The 19,980-nt window shown below is 64.9% G+C and carries 19 protein-coding genes; 11 read left to right on the forward strand and 8 right to left on the reverse strand.

The features are described 5' to 3' along the window. Window positions 1-272 precede the first annotated feature (272 nt). Window positions 273-737 (reverse strand): winged helix-turn-helix transcriptional regulator, encoded by a 465-nt coding sequence (locus ACXJL8_RS03350; RefSeq protein ID WP_456619777.1) that lies wholly within the window; start codon window positions 735-737, stop codon window positions 273-275. 163 nt (window positions 738-900) lie between these two features. On the opposite strand from ACXJL8_RS03350, the gene ACXJL8_RS03355 reads away from it, so the two are divergent. The 5 genes from ACXJL8_RS03355 to ACXJL8_RS03375 all read left to right on the forward strand — a co-directional run bounded on the left by ACXJL8_RS03355 (window position 901) and on the right by ACXJL8_RS03375 (window position 6,226). Continuing rightward, window positions 901-1,638, forward strand: coding sequence for an SDR family oxidoreductase (locus ACXJL8_RS03355; protein WP_456619776.1), 738 nt, complete (start codon window positions 901-903; stop codon window positions 1,636-1,638). Window positions 1,639-1,699: 61 nt separating this feature from the next. Further along, complete coding sequence (locus tag ACXJL8_RS03360) at window positions 1,700-2,701, forward strand: NAD(P)H-dependent flavin oxidoreductase (RefSeq protein WP_456619775.1); 1,002 nt, start codon at window positions 1,700-1,702, stop codon at window positions 2,699-2,701. A 108-nt stretch (window positions 2,702-2,809) separates the two neighbouring features. Then, complete coding sequence (locus ACXJL8_RS03365; protein WP_456619774.1) at window positions 2,810-3,229, forward strand: hypothetical protein; 420 nt, start codon at window positions 2,810-2,812, stop codon at window positions 3,227-3,229. A 305-nt stretch (window positions 3,230-3,534) separates the two neighbouring features. Next, the gene (locus ACXJL8_RS03370) at window positions 3,535-5,109 is read left to right on the forward strand and encodes an alkaline phosphatase D family protein (protein WP_456619773.1); all 1,575 of its coding nucleotides are present in this window, start codon (window positions 3,535-3,537) and stop codon (window positions 5,107-5,109) included. Window positions 5,110-5,407: 298 nt separating this feature from the next. Then, complete coding sequence (locus ACXJL8_RS03375) at window positions 5,408-6,226, forward strand: aldo/keto reductase (RefSeq protein WP_456619772.1); 819 nt, start codon at window positions 5,408-5,410, stop codon at window positions 6,224-6,226. Between the two features lie 68 nt (window positions 6,227-6,294). Here ACXJL8_RS03375 and ACXJL8_RS03380 read toward each other — a convergent pair whose 3' ends face one another. Further along, the gene (locus tag ACXJL8_RS03380) at window positions 6,295-6,540 is read right to left on the reverse strand and encodes a hypothetical protein (protein WP_456619771.1); all 246 of its coding nucleotides are present in this window, start codon (window positions 6,538-6,540) and stop codon (window positions 6,295-6,297) included. Between the two features lie 201 nt (window positions 6,541-6,741). Then, entirely contained in the window at window positions 6,742-7,194 is a 453-nt protein-coding gene (locus tag ACXJL8_RS03385) for a hypothetical protein (RefSeq protein WP_456619770.1), read from the reverse strand. 149 nt (window positions 7,195-7,343) lie between these two features. On the opposite strand from ACXJL8_RS03385, the gene ACXJL8_RS03390 reads away from it, so the two are divergent. Further along, on the forward strand, window positions 7,344-7,616 hold the full coding sequence (locus tag ACXJL8_RS03390) for a helix-turn-helix domain-containing protein (RefSeq protein WP_456684630.1): 273 nt from the start codon (window positions 7,344-7,346) through the stop codon (window positions 7,614-7,616). Between the two features lie 62 nt (window positions 7,617-7,678). On the opposite strand, the gene ACXJL8_RS03395 is transcribed toward ACXJL8_RS03390, so the two are convergent. Together ACXJL8_RS03395 and ACXJL8_RS03400 are read right to left on the reverse strand one after the other, a co-directional pair. Then, window positions 7,679-8,914, reverse strand: a complete 1,236-nt coding sequence (locus tag ACXJL8_RS03395) for an aminotransferase-like domain-containing protein (RefSeq protein ID WP_456619768.1) — start codon at window positions 8,912-8,914, stop codon at window positions 7,679-7,681. 87 nt (window positions 8,915-9,001) lie between these two features. Next, window positions 9,002-9,529, reverse strand: a complete 528-nt coding sequence (locus tag ACXJL8_RS03400; protein ID WP_456619767.1) for a DUF3124 domain-containing protein — start codon at window positions 9,527-9,529, stop codon at window positions 9,002-9,004. A gap of 67 nt (window positions 9,530-9,596) precedes the next feature. Between ACXJL8_RS03400 and ACXJL8_RS03405 the strand changes: the two genes are divergently transcribed. From ACXJL8_RS03405 to ACXJL8_RS03420, 4 genes are all read left to right on the forward strand, one after another. Then, the gene (locus tag ACXJL8_RS03405) at window positions 9,597-11,327 is read left to right on the forward strand and encodes a cation:proton antiporter domain-containing protein (protein ID WP_456619766.1); all 1,731 of its coding nucleotides are present in this window, start codon (window positions 9,597-9,599) and stop codon (window positions 11,325-11,327) included. Between the two features lie 176 nt (window positions 11,328-11,503). Beyond that, window positions 11,504-12,580: a 3,4-dihydroxy-2-butanone-4-phosphate synthase gene (ribB, locus tag ACXJL8_RS03410; RefSeq protein ID WP_456619765.1), complete on the forward strand. Its 1,077-nt coding sequence runs from the start codon at window positions 11,504-11,506 to the stop codon at window positions 12,578-12,580. A 209-nt stretch (window positions 12,581-12,789) separates the two neighbouring features. Beyond that, window positions 12,790-14,004 carry an acyl-CoA dehydrogenase gene (locus tag ACXJL8_RS03415; RefSeq protein ID WP_456619764.1) on the forward strand — a complete coding sequence of 405 codons (1,215 nt, stop codon included), beginning with the start codon at window positions 12,790-12,792 and terminating at the stop codon, window positions 14,002-14,004. A gap of 163 nt (window positions 14,005-14,167) precedes the next feature. After that, on the forward strand, window positions 14,168-15,091 hold the full coding sequence (locus ACXJL8_RS03420; RefSeq protein ID WP_456619763.1) for an MBL fold metallo-hydrolase: 924 nt from the start codon (window positions 14,168-14,170) through the stop codon (window positions 15,089-15,091). A 120-nt stretch (window positions 15,092-15,211) separates the two neighbouring features. Here the strand turns inward: ACXJL8_RS03420 and ACXJL8_RS03425 are convergent, their stop codons facing one another. Both ACXJL8_RS03425 and ACXJL8_RS03430 read right to left on the reverse strand, forming a co-directional pair. Continuing rightward, window positions 15,212-16,066, reverse strand: a complete 855-nt coding sequence (locus ACXJL8_RS03425) for a DUF1499 domain-containing protein (RefSeq protein WP_456619762.1) — start codon at window positions 16,064-16,066, stop codon at window positions 15,212-15,214. Window positions 16,067-16,289: 223 nt separating this feature from the next. After that, the gene (locus ACXJL8_RS03430; RefSeq protein WP_456619761.1) at window positions 16,290-17,918 is read right to left on the reverse strand and encodes a fatty-acid--CoA ligase; all 1,629 of its coding nucleotides are present in this window, start codon (window positions 17,916-17,918) and stop codon (window positions 16,290-16,292) included. 65 nt (window positions 17,919-17,983) lie between these two features. On the opposite strand from ACXJL8_RS03430, the gene ACXJL8_RS03435 reads away from it, so the two are divergent. After that, window positions 17,984-19,072: an extensin family protein gene (locus ACXJL8_RS03435; RefSeq protein ID WP_456619760.1), complete on the forward strand. Its 1,089-nt coding sequence runs from the start codon at window positions 17,984-17,986 to the stop codon at window positions 19,070-19,072. Window positions 19,073-19,108: 36 nt separating this feature from the next. Here the strand turns inward: ACXJL8_RS03435 and ACXJL8_RS03440 are convergent, their stop codons facing one another. After that, on the reverse strand, window positions 19,109-19,795 hold the full coding sequence (locus ACXJL8_RS03440; protein WP_456619759.1) for a L,D-transpeptidase: 687 nt from the start codon (window positions 19,793-19,795) through the stop codon (window positions 19,109-19,111). Between the last annotated feature and the right edge of the window lie 185 nt (window positions 19,796-19,980).

Raw genomic sequence — 19,980 nt, forward strand, 5'->3', positions numbered from 1 at the left:
CGCTAGTCACGCATCGTCGCGCGCGGCACTTCGGCTCACAGCCCGCTTTGGAACGATCATCTCCAGGCCCGGTTGGTTCCCGCATTGGTCTCGCCGAGGAGATCTGACGAGCAAGGAGCATAGTGCCTCCCTATCGTCGTCCTGGCGAAGGCCAGGACCCATACCGCGGAATCTATCGATTGCAGATGGTCGCAGTACCGAACTCCGAGTCGTCGCCAAACCACGCTCTGGGGTAATGGGTCCTGGCTTTCGCCAGGACGACACTGGGGATCTCATCCGGCCATCTCCCTCCGCCCCGGCCCCGCATGCACATGCACCTGCTTGGCCTGCAGCGGCTCGCCGCATTCGGAGCACACCATCACCGGGTCGAACACCTTGCCGCAGCTCTTGTGCTCGTGCAGCAGCGGGCGGCCGCGCTCGTCGCCCATGTGGGTGTCGCCCCAATGCACCATCGCCATGATGATCGGGTAGAGGTCGAGCCCCTTCTGCGTCAGGATGTATTCGTAACGCTTCGGCGCCTCGGAATAGGGGACGCGGCGCAGGATGCCGAAACGGACCAGCTTCTTCAGCCGCTCGGAGAGCAGGTGCCGCGTGATCTGGAGCGAGGACTGGAAGCCCTCGAACCGGCGCACCCGCAAGAAGCATTCGCGCAGGATCAGAAGCGTCCAGCGGTCGCCGACCACGGCGACGGTGCGGGAGAGCGAGCAGGGCTCTTCGTCCAGCGTGTCCCATTTCATGATGCGGTCTCCGGGCCGAGATGTCTCAGTCAGAAAAAGGAACTGACTTGAATGATCAACGAAATTCACCGCAATACCTAGCATCCGGTCACGTAGTTTGACAGTTCTATTTTAGAACTATAGCCTCCGGCCCAATCATACGCTCTCACCGGAGGAGGCGACCTTGCCCAAGCGAAACGCGACAGCCGCCGTCATCGGGGCCGGCGATTTCATCGGCTCCGAGATCGCCAAGAAATTTGCCGCCGAAGGTTTTTCGATCTTCGCCGGCCGCCGGAATGGCGACAAGCTCGCGCCGCTGGTGAAGGATATCGAGGCCGCCGGCGGCGAGATCCACGCCCGCTCGCTGGATGCGCGAAAGGAGGAGGAGGTCATCGCCTTCCTCGACGACGCCGACAAGCACGCACCGCTGGAAGTCTGCATCTTCAACGTCGGCGCCAACGTCAACTTCCCGATCCTCGACACCACCGAGCGCGTGTTTCGAAAAGTATGGGAGATGGCCTGCTATTCCGGCTTCCTCGCAGGCCGCGAAGCGGCGCGGCTGATGCTGGAGCGCGGCGGCGGCAAGATCTTCTTCACCGGTGCGACCGCGTCCTTGCGCGGCGGCAGCGGCTTTGCCGCCTTTGCCAGTGCAAAGTTCGGACTGCGTGCGGTGGCGCAGGCGATGGCGCGCGAGCTCGGGCCGAAGAACATCCACGTCGCCCATCTCATCATCGATTCCGGCGTCGACACCGAATGGGTGCGGCAGCGCCGGCTCGAGGCGCTCGGGCCGAACGCGCTCGACAATCCCGATCTGCTGATGCCGCCATCGGCCGTGGCCGACTCCTATTGGCAGCTCTATCAGCAGCCGAAGAGCGCCTGGACGTTCGAGATGGAGATCAGGCCGTTCGGAGAGAAATGGTGACCGCAGCGCAAGTGTCCGGCTAGACTGACCCAAACACAACTGAAATCCGGGAGGCCCCTACGTGAAGACCGCGATCACCGAACTGTTCGGCATCGAGCACCCGATCATCCAGGGCGGCATGCATTTCGTCGGCTTTGCCGAGCTTGCCGCTGCCGTCTCCAATGCTGGCGGGCTCGGCATCATCACCGGCCTCACGCAGAAGACGCCGGAGCTGCTCGCCAAGGAAATCGCGCGCTGCCGCGACATGACCGACAAGCCGTTCGGTGTGAACCTCACCTTCCTGCCGGCCTTCTCCGCGCCGCCTTATCCGGAATACATCGCCGCGATCGTCGAGGGCGGCGTCAAGTCCGTGGAGACCGCAGGCCGCAGCCCGGAAGCCTATATGCCGGCATTGAAGGCCGCCGGCATCAAGGTGATCCACAAATGCACCTCGGTGCGCCATTCGCTCAAGGCCGAGCGCATCGGCTGCGACGCCGTCAGCGTCGATGGCTTTGAGTGCGGCGGCCATCCCGGTGAGGACGACATCCCCAACATGATCCTGCTGCCCCGCGCGGCGGAAGAGTTGAAGGTCCCGTTCGTCGCCTCCGGCGGCATGGCCGACGGGCGCAGCCTCGTCGCAGCGCTGTCGCTCGGCGCGGCCGGCATGAACATGGGCACGCGCTTCATCGCGACCAAGGAAGCGCCGGTGCATCAGAACGTGAAGAATGCGCTGGTCGCAGCGACCGAGCTCGACACCCGCCTGATCATGCGGAGCTTGCGCAACACCGAGCGCGTGTTGAAGAATGCCAATGTCGACCGCCTGCTCGAGATCGAGCACGAGAAGGGCGACAAGCTGAAGATCGACGACATCCACGACCAGGTCGCAGGCGTCTATCCCAGAATCATGCTGGAGGGGCAGATGGATGCCGGTGCCTGGAGCTGCGGCATGGTCGCAGGTCTCATCCGCGACATCCCGTCCTGCAAGGAACTCGTCGATCGCATCATGGGCGAGGCGGAACAGATCATTCGCAGCCGCTTGATGGGGTTCCTGGATGGAACGGGTGCGGCGAGAAAGGTCGCCTGACACCGTCAAACTTCTTAACCACGGCGGCAGTTGCCCGCTGGAATTGCGCGCGACGCCTCCTAAATAAGGGTAAATTACCTCTTTCATAATCAATTTCAGGAGGCGTCCGTGGTCCTGAAGAGCGTTCATTTTGCTGTTGCCGTTGCCTTCATGCTCGCATGGGGCGGCGTCGCGCGCGCTGACGACTACAAGCCCGATGAGTATCTCGGTCTCGATCTCTCCAAGGCGGTGCTGTCGCCGAAGCGGCTCGGGCCCGAAACGCACTTTGCCCCTGTCGCGCTCGAGGCGCGCGGCGGCAACGAGGCCCAGGCACGCGCCGAGCCGGTCGACGTGCCGAAAAAGGTTGCCGTCGAACGCGTGCATGTGTCGGAGCCGAAGGTCGCGCACGCCAAGCCGGCGCAGCCGCGCGGCGCGGCCCGCGCGAAGCTCGCGCATCGTCATGGCAATCCGCTGGACGCCCAGGCGAGGGATACGCGTATCCAGACCTGGCCCTGCCGCTCCGGCGGCATCTGCAACTGGCAGCGTTGAGGCGAGCCACTGCCTCTTCGCCTCTCCCCGCGTGCGGGGAGAGGCCGGAATGTGCGTAGCGCGAATTCCGGGTGAGGGAGGACTCTCCGCGAGTCCTTCTCTCACCGCGATCGCAGAAGCAGCCCCTCACCCCAACCCTCTCAGCGCGAGCGAAGCTCGTCGCGGCCCCGTAAGAACGGGGAGAGGGAGCGCACCTTCACCGTCATCCGCCCGTCGTAAAACCGTAGGCCCGGAGTCAAGAAACCGTAAGCCGGGAGTCAAACGGCGCAGGCACCTTCCGTCGCGATTCGACGAAGGTTTCCTGAATGGCAACGCTCCGCGCCCCGCGCGCATGGACCCGGCGGCAATTCCTGGTCCGCTCCACGTCCTCTCTCGCCGTGGCCTCACTCGGCACGCTTGCAAAGCCGCACATCAGCCGCGCCGCCGACCGCCCGCTGATCGCGGGCGGCATCCAGTCCGGCGATGTCTCGGACGGCTCCGCCGTGATCTGGGCCCGTGCCGACCGGGCGGCGCGCATGCAGGTCGAATGCTCGACCGTCGAGAGTTTTAAGACGATCATTGCGTCAGCATCCAGCGATGCGCTGCCGGACGCTGATTTCACCTCAAAGCTGCTGCTGAACGATCTGCCGCCCGGGCAGGACATCTTCTATCGCGTCCGCTTCGACGACATCGCGACCGGCATCGCCGGCGAAAGCCGCGTTGGTCATTTCCGCACCGCGCCGGCCGCCGGGGAATCGATCTCGTTTCTCTGGTCCGGCGACACCGCAGGGCAGGGCTGGGGCATCGACGTCTCGCGCGGCGGCTACCGCAGCTATCGCACCATGCTCGACAACCGTCCGGATTTCTTCATCCATTCCGGCGATCACATCTATGCCGACTGCACGATCCCTTCGGAGCAGCAGCTGCCGAACGGCGAGACCTGGCGCAATCTGGTGACCGAGGAAAAGTCCGTGGTCGCGCACTCGCTGGCGCAGTTCCGCGGCAACTACAAATACAACCATCTCGACGAAAACTTTCGTGCCTTCCACGCGCAGGTGCCGATGTTTGCGCAATGGGACGATCACGAGGTCACCAACGACTGGTCGCCGACCGGCAGCTATGACGACGCCGGCTATGAGGACGACGGCACCCCGCGCCTGGTCGCGCGCGCCCGCCGCGCCTTCTTCGACTTCATGCCGATCCGTGACATCGGTGCGCGGCAGGGGCGGGTCTATCGCAAGATCGCTTACGGCCCGCTGCTCGACGTCTTCATGATCGACATGCGCAGCTTTCGCGATGACAGCTGGAACAAGGGCGACGACCACCGTGGCTGGATCCTGGGCGCCGAGCAACTCGCCTGGCTGAAGCGGGAGCTGGCCGCTTCGCGCGCGACCTGGAAGGTGATCGCGGCCGACCTGCCGATCGGCCTGATCAGTCTCGACGCGGTCGCGCTCGGTGATGGCCCGCCGGACCGGCGCGAGCATGAGATCGCCGATCTCCTTGCCTCCATCAAGCGCACCGGCGTCCGCAACATTGTCTGGCTCACCGCCGACATGCACTACACCGCTGCGCACTACTACGATCCGAGCAAGGCGCAATTCCAGGACTTTGAGCCGTTCTGGGAGTTCGTCTCCGGTCCCCTGCATGCCGGCACCTGGGGCCCGGGCGAGCTCGACAACACCTTTGGCCCGGTCGCGATGTACCAGAACGGCTGCAGCGCAGCGCAGGGCGAGAACCTCGCGCCCTGTTTCGGCTTGCAGTTCTTCGGCCGCGTCGACATCGACGGCCGCAGCGGCGTCATGACCGTGACCCTGAAGGACGTCGACAACCGCGACCTCTGGTCGGTCGATATCGTGCCGCAGCCGCAGCCGCGCCCGGCCCTGGTGGCGCAGCACTCGTGAGAGAGCCAGCTCTGCGCCCCAGTCGTCATGCCCGGGCAAAAGCGCGAAGCGCGTCTTCGCGCTGATGTCCCGGGCATCCACGTTCTTCGTGCGGTAAGGCGTGGATGGCCGGGACAAGCCCGGCCATGACGTTGGCGAGGCGTCGTGCGCCACAACGTTAACCCGATCTTGATTGGCTGCCCCGCGCCTTCCGCGCTATAGTGCTCACTCCCGCCACCTCTTTTCCATCACCCAAGAGTCTGCCCACGCGGCATTGCCGCGCGCATCCGGCGGCTGAAATATCTTAGGAGCCTGTTTTATGGACAATCTGAAGACGCAGGGCATCAGCATGCCCAAGCTCGGCCTTGGCACCTTCCGCATGCAGGGCGATGCCTGCCGCGCCGCAGTCGAGAGCGCGCTGTCGATCGGCTATCGCCACATCGACACCGCCGAGATGTATGCCAACGAGGAGCCGATCGGCGCGGCGCTTGCCGCCGCCGGCGTGCCGCGGAGCGAGCTGCATGTCACGACAAAAGTCTGGCACGAGAACCTCGCCCCGGACGCGATCCGCCGCGCCTTCGACGCCAGCCTGACAAAGCTCAGGCTCGACCATGTCGATCTCTATCTCGTGCACTGGCCATCGAAGGCTGCGAACTGGGGCGCCGTGTTCGAGACCTTGATGAAGCTGAAGCAGGAGGGGCGCACGCGGGCGATTGGCGTCGCCAACTTCACCACCGCGCTGCTCAAGACCGTGGTCGAGGACATCAAGGCGCCGATCGCCTGCAACCAGGTCGAATATCACGCGATGCTCGATCAATCGAAGGTGCTGGCCTATCTCGCCGCCAAGTCGATTCCGCTGGTCGCCTATTGCCCGCTGGCGCAGGGGCGTGTCGCATCGGACCCGGTGCTCGCTGAGATCGGCGCCAGGCACAATGCGACCGCGGCGCAAGTGGCGTTGAAATGGCTGCTCGACCAGGACGGCGTCGCCGCGATCCCGAAGGCTTCGCGGCGCGAGAGCCAGCAGGCCAATCTCGACGCGCTGAAGATCACGCTCGATGATGCCGACCGCGAGAAGATCGCCGCGCTGCCGAAGGACCGGCGCTGTGTCAATCCGGGCTTCGCGCCGGCGTGGGACTAGTCCTGCCGACGGATTTCGAACGCAAAGAAATGGCCCCGTGAGGGGCCATTTCAATGTTGCGTTGCGCGTTAGTCCCAGTGGCGATGGCTGCGCTTGATCACCACGACCCTGTCGCCATGGTGACGCCAGCCGCGATGCCAGCCGTGGTCACGATGCATGCCGTAGTCACGATGCATGCCGTATTCGGCGCGGGCGCCGTACGGGCCGTCGTGATGATGGCCGCCCCTGATCACCACCGTCTCCGCACTCGCCATCGTCGGTGCTACGATGGCGAGTGCGCCGAGCGCCGCAACCACATAACCAAGCTTCTTCATGATGTCCTCCTCCAATTCAATGCAGATGAGAACGGCGCGTGTGCGCGAACGTTCCGGAGGAACTACAGGAGAATTCTGAATGGATGTTCAGGTGAGCATGATCCGGATCCGAACGGCCGCGTTAGCGCCAAGTGCGCAGCGGCTTTCCCTCGCGACAAACGCGGAACGCGTTTGCGCGGAGATCATGCTCAAGAATGAGCCTTAATCGCAGCGGCGCTGTGCGGGTGTGGCTTCGCCTGTCTTGACGTATTTGCCGTCCCTGATCGTGTACTCGCCGCGCTCGCTGCGATTGTAGATCGCGCGAAGGCCGCCGTCCTTCTGCAGCAACAATCCGAATTCGCGCGTCTGATGCAGCGACGGGAAGTACACCATCACATTGAGCAGGCCTTCGGCGTTGACCGTCGCGGACACGACCTCGCTCTCGTCCCTGGCGTCGCCGAAATTGCGCCGGTACATCACCCGGCCGTCCGCCCTGACCTCGTAGGTGAGCACCGCCCCCTTGTCGCGGTCGGGCCGCAGCGCGCAATCGACGGCCCACGACCCGAGCAGGCCCCATTGCTCGACCGTCATCGCCAGAGGCTCCGCGGCCGCTGAGGACGTCAATGCAGCCCAGAGCAGTCCGGCCGCGGTCCAGCGGCTCAAACAACGCGTCATGTCCCGGAAAAACCCTGCCTCGATCGAGCCGGGACTCTAGCATCCCCGTGGCGCTCGTCCACCAACGCGCGTCAATTTGATCCGCATCAATGAGGCCGGCCGTTTCCCCGGTAGGATGGCATTTCCGGAAGGCGAAGGTGGATGGACCAATGCTGAATCAAGTCGTGGATTTTGCGGGCGAAGTGCTGCCGGGGAGCTGCGCCGTGCCGCCTTACTCCGAGACCGCGTTCCTGGCTGAGCTGGGCGACCGGCTGCGGTCCWCGCGCGCGCGCTGCGAGCTGTCGCGACGGGAGCTTGCCCGCCGATCCGGCATTTCCGAGCGCTATATCGCCCAGATCGAGGCCGGCAAGGGCAACGTCTCGATCGTCCTGCTGCTGCGGCTGGCCTCCGCCATTCACGGCAGCCAGCCACACGCGGCCTGAGAGCATGATCCGGAAAAGTGCGCAGCGGTTTTCCGAAAAGATCATGCTCAAACAATAAACTATCACGCCCGCGCCTTCTCCACATTGGCGCTGCGGGCCGGCACGCCGAACTCCTTGCGGCAGATTTCGGCCAGCACGGCGACGCCCTCGCGAATCTGCTGATGCGTCGGGCTTGCGAAGCACAGCCTGAGGCGTGAGCTCGAATGGCTCTTGCTGGTCGACCATTCCGGCCCCGGATTGATCGAGACGCCGGCGGCGAGCGCGGCCTGGTACAGTTTCAGCGTATCGACCTGGTCGGGCAGCTTCACCCACAGGAAGATGCCGCCTTTGGGCTCCTCGAACTCGGCAGCGGTCCCGAACTGCTCGTTCAGGGCTTCCATCAGCGTATCGAGCTTGGTGCGCAGCGTCTTCGTCAGCGCCGGCACGTGGGTTGCGAAATGCGGCCGGCAATAGGCGGCGAGCACCATCTGCTCCAGCGCGCCCGAGCCCGCATCCGTCTTCAGCGCCAGCATCCGCGACATCACATCCCAGGGCGCCACGACGAAGCCGACGCGYAGCGCCGGTGCGATCGACTTGGAGAACGACCCGATATGGATCACGCCGCCGTTCGGGCTCATCGCATGGATCGCCGGCGGCCGTTGTCCCGACCAGACCAGATCGGCATAGCAATCGTCCTCGAAGATCGGCACGCCGTATTCGGCCGACAATCGCAGCAATTCAGCGCGCCGGCTCTCCGGCATGATGCTGCCGGTCGGGTTCTGCACGGTCGGAATGGTGTAGATGTATTTCGGCCGGATGCCGCGGCTCTTGAGATCGGCCAGCGTCGTGGCCAGCACGTCCATGCGCATGCCATCCTTGTCGAGGGGAATGCCGACCACGTTGACGCCGAGCCGCGTCAGGCGGGTCAGCGAGCCCTGGTAGCTCTCCTGCTCGACAATCACGGTATCGCCGCGCGCCAGCAGCGTGCTGTTGACGAGGTCGAGCGCCTGCAACGAGCCGGACACGATCAGGAGATCGTCGACCGTGCAGTTGATGCCGGCGTCGCGCTTGAGTTTCGTCACAAGGAATTCGCGCAGGGGCAGGTAGCCTTGGGGGCCGTGMGCCAGGCCATAAGTTGCGAGCGAGCGTCCTTCGCGTTGCAGGGCGAGGTTGGCGGCCTTGATCAGGTCGTCAAGGGGGACCTGCTCGGAGTCGTTGTTGCCGCCGACGAAGCTGTATTTGGCGAGTCCCGTCCAGCGCGCAGAGGGGGCCGGCAGCCCTGCGGGAAACAGGGGCGCGAAATCGAAGCTGGACGTCATGGGGCGTTCCTCGTGTCTCTTCTTGTTGAGCGGCCGGCATTGCGCCGGCCTGCCTGATTGCTTGCCGACCGTCCGGGTCGGGCGGTCTTACTTCTTGCCGGCCGTCCGGGTCGGACGGCCCTGGCTGATGAAAGCGTAATGCGCATTGGCGACGCCGCCAACCATCAAGGCTTCGACCGCGGGCTCGGCGATCTCGCCGGTCGCAGCCCAGTCAACGATGAAATTGGCCCCGGTCCCGCCGCGCACGTCGTCGGTCGGAATGAAGACGGAGACGGTGGCCAGCGGCTTCAGCGCGACGGGGGCTTTCAGATAGCTCTCGACCTGCTTGCCCGTGGTGTCGAAATAGGCGATGCGTTTGACGACAAGCGGCTGGGTCTCGGAGGCGTTGTGCACGCTCAACGTCACCGAGAAGTCGACACGCAGCTTGCCCTGGCTCATTGCGACGCTGGAATAGGCCGGCACGTAGAAGCCGCCGGAAACGCCGAGGTCCTCCTTCGGCAGCGCGGTGAGCGAATCGGCAAAGCTTTGCTCGATATTGACCTTGGATTGGGCGGCTGCGGGCGCGGCAAGGGTGAGCGGGCATAGCAGCATTGCAGCGGCAAGCCCCATCCGCATGTGACGAATTGCTCGCTTGCCGCGCCGCAACCCGTCTCTAGGGTGCGGCAAAACGGACCGATCTGCCATGCACGAACTCATTCGCGACATCACTCTCTGTATCCTGTTTGCCTGGATGCTGGGCCTGCTCGCCCATTTCTCCCGGCAGCCGCTGATCCTGGCCTATCTTATCGCCGGCTTCTGCATTGGTCCATTCGGCGCTGGCTGGGTCAAGTCGCAGGAATCGATCAGCGTCATCTCCGAGCTCGGCCTGATCTTCATGCTGTTCATGATCGGGCTGGAGATCGACCTGAAGAAGATCGTGCGGGCGGGAAAGGTGATCCTGTTCGCGGCCGGCGGCCAGCTGCTCGGCGGCTGTCTGCTCGGCATCCTGTTCTTCGCCGCAATCGGCCTGTCGTTCGGCGGCGGGCATTTCGACGCGCTCTACCTCTGTGTCGCCTGCGCGCTCTCCAGCACCGTCATCATCGTCAAGGTGCTCTACGAGAAGCGCGAGCTCGACACGCTGCCCGGCCGCGTCACGCTCGGCGTATTGGTGCTCCAGGATATCTTCGCCATCCTGTTCCTGGCGGTGCAGCCCAGCCTCGCCAACCTGCAAGTCAGCGTCATCCTGCTCTCGATCGGCCGCGTCGCGGTACTGGTCGCGGCCGCGCTGCTGGTCAGCCGCTATGTGCTGCCGCGCCTGTTTCACCAGATCGCCCGCCGTCCCGAACTGATCCTGCTCGGCGCGCTCGCGTGGTGCTTCCTGGTCGCCGAGACCGCCGAGCAGCTCTCGCTGTCGCGCGAGATGGGGGCGCTGATCGCCGGCGTCTCGCTCTCGACCTTCCCCTATGCGCTCGACGTCACGGCCAAGGTCACCACGCTTCGTGACTTCTTCATCACGCTGTTCTTCGTGGCGCTCGGCATGACCATTCCGGTGCCCGGCCTCTCCGTCATTGGTCTCGCCTTGATGATCGCGGCCTTCACGGTGGTGAGCCGCCTCGTCACCACCTTCGCCCCGCTCTATCTGATGAAGCAGGGCCTGCGCGCCAGCCTGTTGCCGGCGATCAACCTGGCGCAGATCTCCGAGTTCTCGCTGGTGGTGATTCAGACCGGCGTCGCCGATCACCACATCGCAGCCGAGACGGCGAATGCGGCCTCCTTCGCCTTCGTGGTGCTGGCCGTGCTCTCGACCTTCGTGATGACCCGCAGCGACGGGATCACGCGCTGGGCGATCGGTCCCCTGAAGAAGATCGGCCTGCGCGACCTCGACCATGGCAACGGCCATGCCGAGGAGGGGCATGAGGGCGGCCATGGCGAGGCCCGTCGTATCGTCATCCTCGGCTTTTTCCGTGCGGCGAGCGCACTGCTCGCCGAGATCGAACGGCAGGCCCCGGTGCTGCTGGAGCAGATCACCGTGATCGACTTCAACCCCAATGTGTACCAGACGTTGCTGTCGCGCGGCCTGCACGTGATCTATGGCGACATCAGCAGCGCCGACACGCTGCTCCATGCCGGCGTAGGCAAGTCCGAGATGATCATCCTCAGCGTGCCGGATGCGCTGTTGAAGGGCGCCAGCAACGAGAAGCTGGTTCGCCACGTCCGCACCCTCAATCCGACCGCCCTGATCGTGGCGACCGCCGACCTCCTCTCCGATGTCGGCGAGCTCTATGAGGCCGGCGCCAGCTACGTCACCGTGACCCGGCTCAGCGACGCCCATGAGCTGTTCACGGTGATCGAAGCCGCCCAGGCCGGGCTATTGGCCGACAAGCGCGCCGAACTCGATCAGCGGTTGAGCGAGCGGCGCGAAGTGCTGCCCTGACGGCGTCCGGGCGCCTTCCGTCTGAAGCATCCGCGCCTATATCGCTGGTATCTTCGGTGCAAGCCCGAATGCCCGCCGGGAGGCAGCCTCCGGGCATATGTGGTTGCGTTCAGGACACTAGCGCCGAGCCCCAAGTCCGGCTAAGCCTCCGGGCCATAACCGATAGAGATTGGGAAATGCCCGATAGCGTTCAGGAAGTCTTGCAGGCCTTTGCCAGAGGCGAGCTCGTTGTCGTGACCGATGACGAGGACCGCGAGGGCGAGGGTGATCTGATCGTCGCGGCCTCGTTCTGCACGGCCGAGAAGATGGCGTTCATCATCCGCCACACCTCCGGCATTGTCTGCGCGCCGATCACCACCGAGGACGCACGCCGGCTGCGGCTCGACCCGATGGTCGCCCATAACGACTCCGCCCACACCACCGCCTTCACGGTCTCGATCGACTACAAGCCCGACGGCGGCACCGGCATCTCGGCCGAAGAGCGCGCCTCCTGCTGCCGCGCTCTCTCCAATCCCAATGCCGGCGCCAGCGACTTCGCCCGGCCCGGTCACATCTTCCCGCTGATCGCCAAGGACGGCGGCGTGCTCCTGCGCTCCGGCCACACCGAGGCCGCGGTCGATCTCTGCAAGCTCTCAGGATTGCCGCCGGTCGGCGTCATCAGCGAATTGATGAACGACGACGGCAGCGTGATGAAGGGCGAGCAGGTCGCCCGCTTCGCCGCCCAGCACAAGCTGAAGCATGTTACCATCGCCGACATGATCGCCTACCGCCAGGCGCGCGAGAAACTGATCGAGCGGGTCTCGACCTTCGTCACCGAGAGCCCGATCGGGCCCTTGCAGGGCTATGCCTACCGCTCGCCGTTCGATTCCATCGCCCACGTCGCCTTCGTCTATAACGGCGTCGGCGACGGCAAGAACGTGCTGACGCGCTTCCACAAGCCGAACATCGTCAAGGACACCTTTACCGGCCACAAGCGCATGGCGGCCGTCCTCGAGCACTTCAAGAAGTCCGGCCGTGGCGTGCTGGTTTACCTGCGCGACGGCGCGGCCGGTGTTCCCGTGGCGCCGCTGCCGGATGAGACGTCGACGGAGGCCGACCGCAACCGCCAGTGGCGCGAAGTCGGCGTCGGCGCGCAGATCCTGCGCGATCTCGGCGTGACCTCGATCCGGCATCTCACCTCCTCGGTGCACGACTACAAGGGATTGTCGGGCTTCGGCATCGAGATCGTCGCCAACGAGCAGCTCGAAATCTGACGCGGTCATTCCGGGACCGGCGCTGAAGGCGCCAGACCCGGAATGGCGATGTTGTCGAGGCGTACAGGATTCGATGCTCCGGGCCACGCCGGCGTGGTCCCGTCGCATCGCCCCGGAATGACCGAAACCAGGATGCAATTGCACTTGTTGCCGCGGCACTTTACTTTGTCGGGCAATTGTTGACGGAACCAGACGCGAAAGGACGTTTCATGAGCGTGCGCCCTCAGACCAAGGACAAGCCGGCTGCGGCTTCCTTCCAGTGGGACGATCCGTTCCTGCTCGATGAGCAGCTCACCGAAGACGAACGCATGGTACGCGACACCGCGCGCGCCTATGCCCAGGACAAGCTGCTGCCGCGCGTCTCCAAGGCCTATCTCGAAGAGACGACCGACCGCGAGATCTTCAACGAGATGGGCGAGCTCGGCCTGATCGGCATCACGTTGCCGGAGGAATATGGCTGCGCCAATGCGGGCTATGTCGCCTATGGCCTGGTCGCACGCGAGATCGAGCGGGTCGATTCCGGCTACCGTTCGATGAACTCGGTGCAGTCCTCGCTGGTGATGTATCCGATCTACGCCTATGGCGACGAGAACCAGCGCAAGAAGTACCTGCCGAAGCTCGCCAGCGGCGAGTGGGTCGGCTGCTTCGGCCTGACCGAGCCCGATGCCGGCTCCGATCCGGCCGGGATGAAGACCCGCGCCGAGAAGGTTTCGGACGGCTACCGCCTGACCGGCAGCAAGATGTGGATCTCGAACGCGCCGATCGCCGACGTGTTCGTGGTCTGGGCCAAGTCGGCCGAGCACGACAACCAGATCCGCGGCTTCGTGCTGGAAAAGGGCATGAAGGGCCTGTCCGCGCCGAAGATCGGCGGCAAGCTGTCCTTGCGCGCCTCGATCACCGGCGAGGTCGTGATGGACGGCGTCGTGGTTCCGGAGGATGCGCTCTTGCCCAACGTCTCCGGCCTGAAGGGTCCGTTCGGCTGCCTCAACCGCGCCCGCTACGGCATCTCCTGGGGCGCGCTTGGCGCCGCCGAGGACTGCATGCACCGCGCCCGCCAGTACACGCTCGACCGCAAGCAGTTCGGCAAGCCGCTCGCCGCGACCCAGCTGGTGCAGAAGAAGCTCGCCGACATGGAGACCGAGATCGCGCTCGGCCTTCAGGCCTCTCTGCGCGTCGGCCGCCTGATGGACGAGGGCAAGTTCGCCCCCGAGATGATCTCGATCGTCAAGCGCAACAATTGCGGCAAGGCGCTCGACATCGCCCGCGTCGCGCGCGACATGCACGGCGGCAACGGCATCTCGATCGAGTATCACGTGATGCGCCACGTCCATAACCTCGAGACCGTCAACACCTACGAGGGCACCCACGACGTCCACGCCCTGATCCTGGGACGCGCGATCACGGGCATTCAGGCGTTTTTCTGATTGCTCAGCTGTCATCGCCCGCCTTGTGCGCAATTGCGCACTGGGGCGGGCGATCCAGTATCCCAGAGACCTCGCCTTCGCCTCAGACGCCGCGGCGTACTGGATACCCTGCTTTCGCGGGGTATGACGGCGAGAGGTGGGGCGGCAGTGCACAGGAAGTCCCATGTCCGACAACGACGACGTCCCGTTCAACCGCAACTTTCCGCTCAAAGCCGGCATCGTCGAGGAAGTCCGGCCCGGCGTGCGGCGCGTGCTCTGCGACAATCCGAGCCCCTTCACCTTCACCGGCACGGTCAGCTACATCATAGGCCAGGGCAACGTCGCCATCATCGATCCCGGTCCGGACAATGAGGCGCACGCCGCCGCGCTGCTCGATGCCGTGCGCGGCGAGACCGTGACGCATATCCTCGTCACCCACACCCACCGCGACCACTCCCCCAACACCGCGCGCATCAAGCAGGCAACCGGCGCGACCGTCTATGCCGAGGGTCCGCACCGCGCTTCGCGGCCGCGCTTCGAGAGCGAGAAGCACAATCCGGAGTCCGGCGCCGATCGCGATTTCGCGCCGGATCTCAGGATCGCCCATGGCGACGTCATCGAGGGCGCCGGCTGGCGGCTCGAAGCGGTGGCGACGCCCGGCCACACCGCCAACCACCTCGCCTTTGCCTGGCCCGAGCGGAAGTTCAACTTCGTCGGCGATCACGTGATGGGCTGGTCGACCTCGATCGTGGCCCCGCCCGACGGCTCGATGATCGATTACATGGAGTCGCTCGACCGCCTCGCCGCGCGCGAGGAGGACCTGTATTTCTCCGGCCACGGCCCCGAGATCCCGGACGGCCCGCGCTTCGTGCGCTTCCTGATCCGCCACCGCAAGGCGCGCGAGGCCTCGATCCTGCACCGCCTCGCCAAGGGTGACGCCGACATCCCGACCATGGTGCGGGCGATCTATATCGGCATCGATCCCAGGCTGACCACCGCGGCCGGCTATTCCGTGCTGGCGCATCTGGAGGATCTGGTCGCGCGCGGCGTGGTGGCGACCGATGGCGATCCCGTGATTACGGGGACGTACCGGATGGCGGGCGCTTAGCCCCACCCGTCATTCCGGGGCGATGCGAAGCATCGAGCCCGGAATCCATTCATCCACCAACTCTGCGGCCCGATGGATTCCGGGCTCGCGCTGACGCGCGCACCCGGAATGACAGTGGCGCTACTTCTTCACCGTCTTCGCCGGCGCCTTGGGCGGCGCCACCGGCGTCTTCTTCACCGGCTTCAGCGCGTCGGCATCGGCGGCGGTGTTGAGATCGTCGATGAACTTGGTGACGCGCGCGGCGTTGCTGCCGAGGTCGCTCTCGAAATAGCGCGAGGCGGAGCGGATATCGACGCGGGAATCGTCGCCGTCAGGTGCAACCCGGATCGAGATGTCCTCGCGAAAACCCATGATCGGCGAGCGTGCCACCGCCTCGATGCGTCCGATGCGGCGCGGCGGCTGCGGCGCGCGCTCGTCGATCACGAGCCATTTGCGCTTGTTGACGAGTTGGAGCGCGATCGCATAGGCGCGGTCGACGGAGATTTCGAGCTCGATCGGCTCGATGTCCGGATAGAAATGGCGCTGCTGCTCGGCCGAATAGAGCCCGGCATAGACCGCCGGGTTGGCGCCGTCGCCGGTGCGCAGGCGCGCCAGCGCATCGAACCGCGGCGGGTCGATCGGGTCGGTGGTGATGTCGTGGATCGCCGGCAGCTTGCGGTATTGCAGGCCGAGATAGGCGGGGTAGGCCAGGATCGCGCCGTCGATCAGGAAGGCGAGCAGGATGCGGGACATGCCGCGCGAGCCGTTCTGCCAGATCGCGGCAAAGCCCGCGAGCCCGAACAGGATCGAGAGCGCGGCGATCGCGAGCCCGCCGAGGAAGGTCGCGAGCGCCGGCTTCATCTCCAGGAAGCCGAAGCGAACGATGGCGATCGACACCAGCACCGCCACCACCGCGAACACGGCCAGATTGCGCGCCCAGCTTGCGAGGCTGGACACGGGCTCCGACTGATAGGGGGCGGAAAACCTGCGGGCCATCGGGTGAGCTCTGTCGGGGTTTGGGGGCGGCGCCGGCCGATTTGGCGCGACAATGAAGGCGTTGAGACCACGCCCCGGCGGCAAATTCAAGGGAGTCCGGGTTGCTACTGCCCGTCATTCCGGGGCGCCCGAAGGGCGAACCCGGAATCTCGAGATTCTCAGGTTCGCAATTGCGAACCATAGTTCGATGCCGTTGGCATCGCCCCGGAATGACGTGTAAGTCCTACGCCGCCGCGTTCGGGAAGCGGTAGTCCTTGAACTGGTCGCGCAGCGCTGTCTTCAGGATCTTGCCGGTGGCGGTGTGCGGGATGCCGTCGACGAAAGCGACGTCGTCCGGCATCCACCATTTGGCGATCTTGCCGTCCATGAAATTCAGGATGTCCTCACGCGTGGCCTGCTGGCCCTGCTTGAGCTGCACGATCAGGAGCGGGCGCTCGTCCCATTTGGGATGGAAGACGCCGATCACGGCGGCTTCCGCCACGGCCGGGTGGCCGACCGCGAGGTTCTCCAGGTCGATCGAGGAGATCCATTCGCCGCCGGACTTGATTACATCCTTGGAGCGGTCGGTGATCCGCATGTAGCCGGCCTCGTCGATGGTCGAGACATCGCCGGTGTCGAAGAAGCCGTCCTCGTCGAGGATGTTGGCGTCGACGCGGTAATAGGCCTTGGCGACGGCGGGGCCGGAGACCTTGAGGCGGCCGAAGGTCTTGCCGTCCCAGGGCAGTTCCTTGCCGGCATCGTCGGTGATCTTCATCTCGACGGCGAACGGCGCATAACCCTGCATCTGGAGCACGTCGAGCCGCGCCTCGCCGGTGGCATCGGCGAACGGCGGCTTCAGCGCCGCGACGCTGCCGATCGGGCTCATCTCGGTCATGCCCCAGGCGTGGCGAACGTTCGCGCCCATGTCGAGGAACGCCTTGATCATCGAGCGCGGCATCGCCGAGCCGCCGCAGATCACCATCTTCAGATGTGGCAGCTTCAGATTGTTGGCGGTCATGTGCTGGAGCAGCATCAGCCACACCGTCGGCACGCCCGCGGTATGCGTCACCTTCTCGGTCGAGAGCAGCTCGTAGACCGAGGCGCCGTCGAGCTTGGCGCCGGGCATCACCAGCTTGGTGCCCTGTGAGGGCGCGGAGAAGGCGATGCCCCAGCTGTTGGCGTGGAACAGCGGCACCACCGGCAGCATCGTCTCGGAGGCGCTGGTGCCGAGCGCGTCGACATTGTTGGCCATCAGCGCGTGCAGCACGTTGGAGCGATGCGAATACAGCACGCCCTTTGGGTCGCCGGTGGTGCCGGAGGTGTAGCACATCGCGGCTGCCGTGTTCTCGTCAAAGTCCTTCCATTTGAATTTGCCGTCGGCCTCTGCGATCCAATCCTCATAGGCCACGACATTCTTCAGCGTGGTCTCGGGCAAATGCGCCTTGTCGGTGAGCACGACGTAGCGTTCCACGCTTGGCAGCTTGTCGGCGATCTTCTCCAGGACCGGGATGAAGGTGAGGTCGGTCATCACGATGCGGTCCTGCGCATGGTTGATGATCCAGGCGATCTGCTCGGGGAAAAGGCGGGGATTGACGGTATGGCAGATGGCGCCGATGCCCATGATGCCGTACCAGACCTCGAGATGGCGCCAGGTGTTCCAGGCGATCGTCGCGACGCGGTCGCCGAGCTTGATGCCGTCGCGCTCCAGCATCTGCGAGACCTTGAGCGCGCGCTTGTGGATTTCGCCATAGGTGGTGCGGTGGATCGGTCCCTCGACCGATCGCGTGACGACCTCCTGCTTGCCATGAATCCTGGCGGCGTGTTCGATGATCCGGTGGCAGAGCAGGGGCCAATCTTGCATCAGACCAAGCATTCAGACGTTCCTCCGAGTAAGGCTGGACTTTGTTATCGCTCTCAGCCCTGGGCCAAAGAATTGTCATGAGTTTTAGCCTGCCGGACTTTCGCCGCAAATGGTCTTGTCGCGGCTATATGTCCGCCGGCGCGGCCATGGTTACCGCCGCGCTGGGGCTGTTGCTTGTGCTGCCGGAGCCCGTGGACGCGCGAAAATACGCTGCGCCGTTCGATATTTTCGGCCTTGGTACACCACGGCCGCGCGGGGCGGTTCATTCCGCCAAAATACCTGCCAGGATACCGCTGCCAAAACCGCGTCCCGAAGAGGCCCCCAAGGCAACGGACGAGGCCCCTCCGGAGGCCGAAGGCAAACCTTCTCGCGACAAGCCGGACGCCACCAAGCCGGCCGAGGCCGCGCCGCCGCCCGAGAAACAGGCCTCGGCCTGCCGTCTCGCGCTGACCGAGGAAATCGCGATCGCGCCGTCGATTCCGGATATCCGCGGCCCCGGCGCCTGTGGCGGCGAGGATCTGGTGCGGCTGGAGGCCATCGTGCTGCCCGACAAGCGCAAGGTCGCGGTCAAGCCGGCGGCGATCCTCCGCTGCACCATGGCGTCGGCGATCGCCGATTGGGTGCGCAAGGACATGGTGCCGCTGGCCGCAAGCCTGGGCTCGACCATTGCCGATCTCGACAATTTCGACTCCTTCGAGTGCCGTGGCCGTAACCGCATTGCGGGCGCGCTGCTGTCCGAGCACGGCAAGGCCAATGCGCTCGATGTGCGCGCGATCAAGCTCGCCAACGGACAGTCGATCGGCCTGACCGACCGCTCCATGTCGCGCGACATACGCGAGCGCGTGCTGCATTCGGTCTGCGCGCGCTTCTCCACCGTGCTCGGCCCCGGCTCGGACTGGTACCACGAGGACCACATCCATCTCGATCTCGCGCAGCGGCGCAACGACTACCGCATCTGCCAATGGAACGTCTGGGATCCCTTGCCCCAGGTCGCCCCGCTGCTGCCGGCGGTTCGGCCCGAGGAGGCGCCGCCGCGCGAGGTCGCGGCCAAGCCGGAGACGAAGGAGGGGGCGGAGGACGAGGAGACCGAGAAGCCCGCCGCCCCCGCGGCCAAGCCGGCTGCGGATCCCGGCAAGAGCAAGTCCGCAACAAAAAAGCGCCGGTGAAACCGGCGCTTTTGAATTTCGTCTGATCTGGATCGATCAGTAGCTGCCCGCCTGGCCAGTCTGGCTGCCGCCGAGTGCGAGGCGCGAATTGTAGGGCGAGTCGCCGTGCTTCGGCTCGAGCACCACGACGATAGTGCCGACCTTGACGCGGTTGTAGAGGTCGATCGCGTCCTCGTTGGTCAGGCGGATGCAGCCCGAGGAGATCGAGGCGCCGATATATTCCGGCTGGTTGGTGCCGTGAATGCGGAACAGCGTGTCCTTGCCGCCCGAATAGAGATACATCGCGCGCGAGCCCATCGGATTGTCCGGACCGGGCGCGACAAAGGTCGGCACGCCCAGACGCGAAATCTCGCCGGGGGTCGGATGCCAGGCCGGCCATTCCGTCATGCTGCCAACCTTGGCGATGCCGGACCAGGCCATGGCCTCTTCGCCGACGGTGATGCCGTAACGGATCGCCTTGCCGCCATCCATCACCCAGTAGAGATAGTGGTTGTCGGAATCGACCACGATCGAGCCCGGCGATTCCTTGCGATGGTAATCGACGATGGCGCGGCGGAACGGCTCCGCGACCGGGGTGTTCTCGTACCGGACCTTGGCGAGCAGTTCCTTGTCCTTCGGCTTGAAGGCCTTGGTGTCGGTCGCCTCAAAATGCGTGGCCTGCATGCAGCCCGACAGCATCAGGCCAGCGGCCAAAATACCCAGCGTAACTTTCAGCGACGACATGATTTGGTTCCAATCGACAACAACATGCTTTCGCGGAGCTTGAGCCAAGCTCAAAGACCACGACTCCGTAGCCCCCCATTATCGTTGAAATCTGCCACAATTCCAGCGTTTCAGACCTTCTCCCGCGCTGCGAGACCCTAGCTGTGGCTTTTTTGCCGCAAGTTTAGCGGCCCTGGGGTGGTTTT

Source organism: Bradyrhizobium sp. P5_C11_2, assembly GCF_054049755.1.